This is a genomic window from Acinetobacter sp. Swhac1, from assembly GCF_013390985.1.
GTDB lineage: Bacteria > Pseudomonadota > Gammaproteobacteria > Pseudomonadales > Moraxellaceae > Acinetobacter > Acinetobacter towneri.
In genome coordinates this window covers 138754-144841 of the sequence record NZ_JACASN010000005.1, presented here as the reverse complement: position 1 = coordinate 144841, position 6088 = coordinate 138754, and the positions used below count along the sequence as shown (strand labels likewise).

General features: G+C 37.1%; 5 protein-coding genes and 4 pseudogenes. 6 read left to right on the top strand and 3 right to left on the bottom strand.

Going from position 1 to position 6088, the window contains the following annotated elements; genetic code table 11:
- Positions 1-134: 134 nt before the first annotated feature.
- Positions 135-255 (top strand): annotated as a pseudogene (locus HX743_RS04250) (IS3 family transposase); the annotation flags it as partial.
- A 38-nt stretch (positions 256-293) separates the two neighbouring features.
- On the opposite strand, the gene HX743_RS04245 reads toward HX743_RS04250, so the two are convergent.
- Complete coding sequence (locus HX743_RS04245) at positions 294-800, bottom strand: hypothetical protein (protein ID WP_004695718.1); 507 nt, start codon at positions 798-800, stop codon at positions 294-296.
- Between the two features lie 252 nt (positions 801-1052).
- Here HX743_RS04245 and HX743_RS04240 point away from each other — a divergent pair, with 252 nt between their 5' ends.
- The 5 genes and pseudogenes from HX743_RS04240 to HX743_RS16525 all read left to right on the top strand — a co-directional run.
- Complete coding sequence (locus HX743_RS04240) at positions 1053-1373, top strand: helix-turn-helix domain-containing protein (RefSeq protein ID WP_004695717.1); 321 nt, start codon at positions 1053-1055, stop codon at positions 1371-1373.
- A gap of 249 nt (positions 1374-1622) precedes the next feature.
- Positions 1623-1883 (top strand): helix-turn-helix domain-containing protein, encoded by a 261-nt coding sequence (locus HX743_RS04235; RefSeq protein WP_004695714.1) that lies wholly within the window; start codon positions 1623-1625, stop codon positions 1881-1883.
- A pseudogene (locus HX743_RS04230) lies at positions 1880-3106 on the top strand (type II toxin-antitoxin system HipA family toxin). Before HX743_RS04235 ends, HX743_RS04230 begins: the two are co-directional and overlap by 4 nt.
- 413 nt (positions 3107-3519) lie before the next feature.
- Positions 3520-4432 (top strand): annotated as a pseudogene (locus HX743_RS04225) (IS5 family transposase).
- A 169-nt stretch (positions 4433-4601) separates the two neighbouring features.
- Positions 4602-4730: pseudogene (locus HX743_RS16525) on the top strand (hypothetical protein); the annotation flags it as partial.
- A gap of 16 nt (positions 4731-4746) precedes the next feature.
- On the opposite strand, the gene HX743_RS04220 reads toward HX743_RS16525, so the two are convergent.
- Both HX743_RS04220 and ubiA read right to left on the bottom strand, forming a co-directional pair.
- Positions 4747-5004: a hypothetical protein gene (locus HX743_RS04220; protein ID WP_096900950.1), complete on the bottom strand. Its 258-nt coding sequence runs from the start codon at positions 5002-5004 to the stop codon at positions 4747-4749.
- Between the two features lie 196 nt (positions 5005-5200).
- Positions 5201-6079, bottom strand: coding sequence for a 4-hydroxybenzoate octaprenyltransferase (gene ubiA / locus HX743_RS04215; RefSeq protein WP_178318581.1), 879 nt, complete (start codon positions 6077-6079; stop codon positions 5201-5203).
- Positions 6080-6088 lie beyond the last annotated feature (9 nt).

Below are 6088 nucleotides of genomic sequence, written 5' to 3'. Positions count from 1 at the left end.
AATACCAACGAACAGCCCAAAGAATGATTTCACCTTGAAAGTGCCGACCATGGAAGGGATTCATCTGCTGTATCTCGAAATAAATAAGATATTTAGCTTATCATGTCAGCCTATTTGCAACAGTGCCGAGCTGAGATGAACAAAAACGTGTACCTGACTTGGTGAAACGGAATTTTAGAGCAGATCATCCTAAATCACTTGTCGGTTGCTGACTTCGCATATATTCGAACCAATTCTGGTTGGGTTTATGCGGCAGTGAATTACTGCATTATATAACTTGTAGTTCTCCTTCTTTAGAAGGATTCATGTTGATCATTTTCAATATCGTTGAAAATATTCACTATAAAACTATTCTTATTTTCTAATTCCTTTAACTCTTTAGATATAACATTCTCATATTTGTCGAAAAAACCTTGTAGATCTGGGTTTTTAGTAATGATATTTTCAATGAAAACTTTTTCGATTTTACGTCTTTCGAGTGCATTTTCCAAACTCTTTTGTTCCTCAATTAATGCTTCTTTGACTTTCTTTACTTTCTCAACATTTCGATAGGATTTTAAATAAGAAGATTCGCTGTATCTAAAAATATTACGGTTATCCTTGTCTCTCACTGTTAAAAGAAAATTGCATTTTACTAGTATATTTAAGCCTCTATAAATACTTTGCTTTTCAGAGAGTTCAATAAATTGTCTATCATTAAAAATAGCCTTTATAAAGTCATTCGCTCGCCATTCGATGATTTCATGATTCAGTAAAATGTGAAAAAAATCACTGTAAAAAGGTAGAGTATATTTTGACATGGATAAGCACAATTAAAGCAAAAGAGAGTTGATGACCTTAGTGTTGAACTGTATATAGAATCATAACTTTAACAATTGGTAGAGGATCAAAAATAGGCTCTTGAGATCAACGCAGATCTGGCAAGCTTGTTCAAAAGTTACCATCGGGCAATGTAATGTCGACTTCTTGATTTCACAATACTAAGGAATCCTTAGTAATAACTCAAGTTGAAACTAAGAAAATCTTAGTTTTAAGGTGGGTGCTTATGTTTAATGCCAACACATAATTTAAATGTTTTTGCCTTACGACTTCGTATAGCGCGAAAAGCAAAAAAACTTTCACAAGAGCGCTTGGGGATCTTGGCTGGAATTGATGAATCTTCTGCTAGTGCGCGTATGAATCAGTATGAACGTGGAAAACATGTTCCTGATTTTTTAATGGCTTCCAAAATTGCAGAAATTTTAGATTTACCAACAGCATATTTTTATGTAGAAAACGATTTATTGGCAGAAATAATACAAGTTAGTCATACTTTAAGTAATGAGCAGAAGTTAGAAGTTCTACGATTTATTAAAGACTTACAAAAGTTTTGAATCTTATATCTTTCTTCTTGAATAAGATGAGTATAGTTCATGATGCAACTTTGACTTCGGTCTGGCGGAGGCAAAATGCTAGCTCATCTTGCCTCCTTCCTATGATTTAATCTCTGTAATACTTTATTTTTAGATCTAAGTAATCAAAAAGCAGAATAATATTACGTTAATTTGTTAGCTAATTAGATAACTTCATATACTAAATATATTATATTAGCTATATAGCTAACATATTGTGGCCGAATTACTATGGCGAGTAGAGTAGAAATTGGAAAAAAAGTTCGTATAGAACGAAGAGACCTTGGCTATACACAGCAAAAACTATCCGAATTGATCCGAATCAATAAAACTACAATCTCTGAGATCGAGAATGGACGTTTTACGGGTTCATTTGACATATTTGAACGTGTACTTGATGCGGTTGGTTTGCAGTTTGATGTATCTCCAAAGCAACATTCCCTGCCCCATTGGGATGAGATTGAAAATATGTTTGCTGAGGAGGATGAATGAATTCTCAAACCAATCTTCCTGCAAAAATCACCAATATCATGGTGCGTGCCAATCAAACTGAATTAGGTGTCTTAACCTATGGTTCAGTTCACCATTATCAGCCATTACAAGAAAAACAGCATGTGTCACTTACCATGACCCGGAAACGTATGGATGGTTATTCTTCAGGCCCGCTCCATCCAATATTTGCGCAGAATATTCCTGAAGGGTTCAATCGTAGATTAATAGTTGAAAAGCTTTCAAGATATACCAAGGTCAATGACATGTACTTATTGGCACTGCAAGGTGATCAAGGCATCGGCATACTCTCATACAAAAGTGAGTTAAATTTTCCCGAGGTAGAATCTTTGAACTTAAGTGAAATTCTATCCTATCGTAGTAAAGAGCCCCTTTTCCCACAACTCTTAGAAAAATACTATCTCAGGACTTCATTGGCTGGGATGCAGCCCAAGGTAAGCATTCCGGATGCATATACTGTTCAATCGGATAACAAAGTTCAGCAAAGGGATTTGATTGTTAAGTCCTTTGATTCCGAATTTCCATTACTTACCGTCAATGAGTTTGTCTGTATGCAGGCTGCACGGCATTGTGGGCTTGAGCCACCAAAGACTTACTTGTCTGAAAATTTAGAAACCTATGTGGTAGAACGTTTTGATAAAACCAGTGATGGTACAAAACTAGGCTATGAAGACTTTACGACGCTCATGAAAAAATCAAATGATCCATGTGCAAAATATACAAGTAGCTATGAAACTCTTCTGAAAGCAACTTATCTATATACGGGTAGCGTAGCTGAAGTTGAAAAAATGTATAAATACATCGTATTCAACTGTTTAATCGGTAATGGCGACGCACATCTTAAAAACTTTGCTTTGCAATATTCCTCAGATATGAAGAACATTTTTGTTTAACCACCCTTTGATCTTACCCATACCCTGATCTATGAATCAATTGATAATCAGATGGCACTCAAACTGGCGGGTAGTAAAGCATTTCCAGACCTGTCACATCTCATCAAATTGGCTGAAAGTGACCAATTTAGAATCAGAAATCCCAAAGCAATTATAGAATTCTTGAGCGAAAATATATTGGACTATCTTCAAACCTCTAACGAGGTTCAACTCTTCGATGGCTTGCGGACATCTATTGAATGTTCAATTTCAAATATTATGGCGGCAAGCCATGTTGCCCAGAGTTACCACGATGACAAAAATCATGGTTAAGACATATCAATCCATTAACTGGGATATTATATGACTAATTACAAGCTGTTCAATGCACTAGTTTAGTTTTAGTATTGGTCAATTCGATTAATTTTCATTCTTATTCCCATAGCGACATGATCCGTATTGATGAAATCTGGCTCTCTACCCAGCCGATGGACATGCGTGCGAGTATGGATACGGCTATGGTTCAAGTGCTGATAGCCTTTGGCTATATAAAACCGCATTACGCCTACCTGTTCTGTAATAACGTGGTCATCATATGAACGTGTGGTGCATGATGGGCTAGGTATTTGGTTGTGTGACTGGCGATTGGAACAAGGGAAGTTCCATTGAGTGAAGATTTATCAATTTTAAGAGGTATTGTTGCACAAACCTATCTCTAAAGGCTTATTCCACAATATAATTTTCAAATGCATAAGCCTACACCTAAAATTTACCGTACAACCAATTAGTCTTCATACAACAGAGCTCTTATTAATCGCGAAAATTTTGCCATTTGGTTTGATCCCAAGATTCAGTGGTATGCACTAACCAATAGTAAACAAGGTCGAAATCAAACTTACTCTGATGCAGCTATCCAGTTTGCTTAATGGTTAAATCCTTATTTCGTCTGTCTTTACATATGGCCACTGGCTTTATTAAAAGTCTCATTAAACTGTGTGGTCTAGATCGGTCAGCTCCAGATTGTTCCACTATTTGTAGAAGAAAAAAGTAAATTGATATTGCATTTCGCTATCAAAAAAGCAGTAGTGGGCTTTATCTACTCGTTGACTCAACAGGTCTAAAGTTTTTAGATGAAGGAGAATGGAAACATAAGAAACACCAACCTGGATATCGTCGCCAGTGGCGTAAACTGCATATTGGTATAGATGCTAAAACCCTGCAAATAAAAAAAGTTCAGCTTACAACCAACAACGTGAGTGATTCGCAAGTCCTTGGATATTTACTTAATCAAATTCCGTTGGGTGAGCAAATAGATTCCGTCTATACAGACGGAGCATATGATATGAAACAATGCCGCCAGGTCATTGCGGAGCGGCCGCATGCATTGGTTCCACCTAGAAAAAGATGAAGATTAGGAAAGATAAAAAATTTCATTCTCAGGAGCGAAATGAATTACTTCGAATAATTAAAAGTCTAGGCAGAACATTATAGAAAAAATGATCAGGCTATCATCATCGGATCTTGGTGGAAACCAAGATGTATTGCAATAAATTAACAGCAATAAGTTTTCCTAGTCAGGTAAATATGATTCATGCACGTGTGGCAGTGTTAAATAGGCTTAAGGAATTAGGTCGTCCACACACCCAAGTTGTCACTTAAATTTAGATAACTTGGGGAAAATTTAGCTTTTGAGTATATGTGCCACAAAGCCTATCAAAATTAAGACTTTAATGAGTGAAATTTATTCATTAAATTTGCTCTCTTTTCTACTATGTAATTTCATATGAAATGACTGTTTTTATTTGACAACTAAATTTATGAAATTAGGAAAACCTCACATATTGGCAAAGAACAGGAAGATGCAGAACGGGATGCAATGTTTCACGAGGCAGGTTATCGCGTTGTCCGATACACCGAGATTCCAAGTATCAGACAACTACAATCAGATTTGAGTTGAGATCATCAACTCGATATTAAGGTGTAGCTTCTGAAGCAGCTTGTGTCTGACCCGCCTGCTTCGCTTGCTGTGCTGCAGCTTCACGCGCTTCAATACGCGCAATAATTTCTGCCTGCTGTTGTTTATATTTTTCCTGATTTTTGGCATCACTATTGACTGCTAAAAATGCCATGCTGACCAAAAAGATAGGAATCAACAAACCTAAGCTTGCCAAGATAATCATCTTTTTTAGACTTGGCTTTTTTTCAGGACTTTGCTGCTCAGACTGTGACATCATCTATTCCTAATTCAAACTTCAAAATGAGGCTCAATATATCAGAATAATGCTGATTGTGCTTTGTGCATAAGTACGCACGTTCTAATGCTCAGTTTAATTTTTAACAGCAAAAATTGATCAGCGATCGAATAAAAAAGCACCTGACCAAACTACCATCAGATGCTTTGCTCAGTTTTTTATCGCACAGAAATATTTACATTAAAGCCAATACAATTCCCACAAAAATAATCAGCCCTACCCAACGGTTATGACGAAATGCCCAAAAACAGCGTTGCGGGTCTTTATCTTTGGTTTTACTCCATTGGTATATAAAGTCTGCCACCACAACCAGTAATGCCGCTAAACCAAACGGAATCAGTAAATTTTCTAACCACAATGCCGTACCAATCAAAAGTACACTGCCCGCTTGCAACAATGAAATAATTTGAATGTCATAGCGACCAAATAAAATTGCGGTAGATTTCACCCCAATTTTCAAATCATATTCACGGTCTGTAATTGCATATTGAGTGTCATAAGCCACAGTCCACGCCAAATTGCCAAAATACAATAACCAACAAGTAAGATCAGGCGTTGCACCTACAGCGGTATAAGCCATAGGGATAGACCATGAAAATGCCGCTCCCAAGAACACTTGCGGTAAATGGGTATAACGCTTCATAAACGGATAAATAAACGCTAAGAATAATGCCCCAAATGACCAGTAAAACGTTTCAATCGGTAAAAACAACAACATAGCAGCACTGAGTGCCACTAAACCTAAGAATACATAAATGGCTTCTTTGGCACTAATCACACCTGTGGCCAAAGGACGTGTTTTGGTACGCTCTACATGACCATCTACCTTACGGTCAGCAAAGTCATTAATGGCACAGCCTGCAGCGCGCATAAAAATTGTGCCCAGAATCATAGGGATTAATATCCCGATAGACGGCATGCCCTGATTAGCAATCCACAAGGCCCACATGGTTGGCCAAAACACCAGTTCTGTGCCAATCGGTTTATCGAAACGACACAAATAATAATATGCTTCTAAACGCTCACGCCACGTGATCTGCTGTGCCAATGCCATACCAATCTC

Excerpts from the sequence above, each read along its gene's own strand:
- HX743_RS04245 (WP_004695718.1), bottom strand. The coding sequence starts at position 800 with ATGTCAAAATATACTCTACCTTTTTACAGTGATTTTTTTCACATTTTA.
- ubiA (WP_178318581.1), bottom strand. The coding sequence starts at position 6,079 with ATGGCATTGGCACAGCAGATCACGTGGCGTGAGCGTTTAGAAGCATAT.
- HX743_RS04240 (WP_004695717.1), top strand. The coding sequence starts at position 1,053 with ATGCCAACACATAATTTAAATGTTTTTGCCTTACGACTTCGTATAGCG.
- HX743_RS04220 (WP_096900950.1), bottom strand. The coding sequence starts at position 5,004 with ATGTCACAGTCTGAGCAGCAAAGTCCTGAAAAAAAGCCAAGTCTAAAA.
- HX743_RS04235 (WP_004695714.1), top strand. The coding sequence starts at position 1,623 with ATGGCGAGTAGAGTAGAAATTGGAAAAAAAGTTCGTATAGAACGAAGA.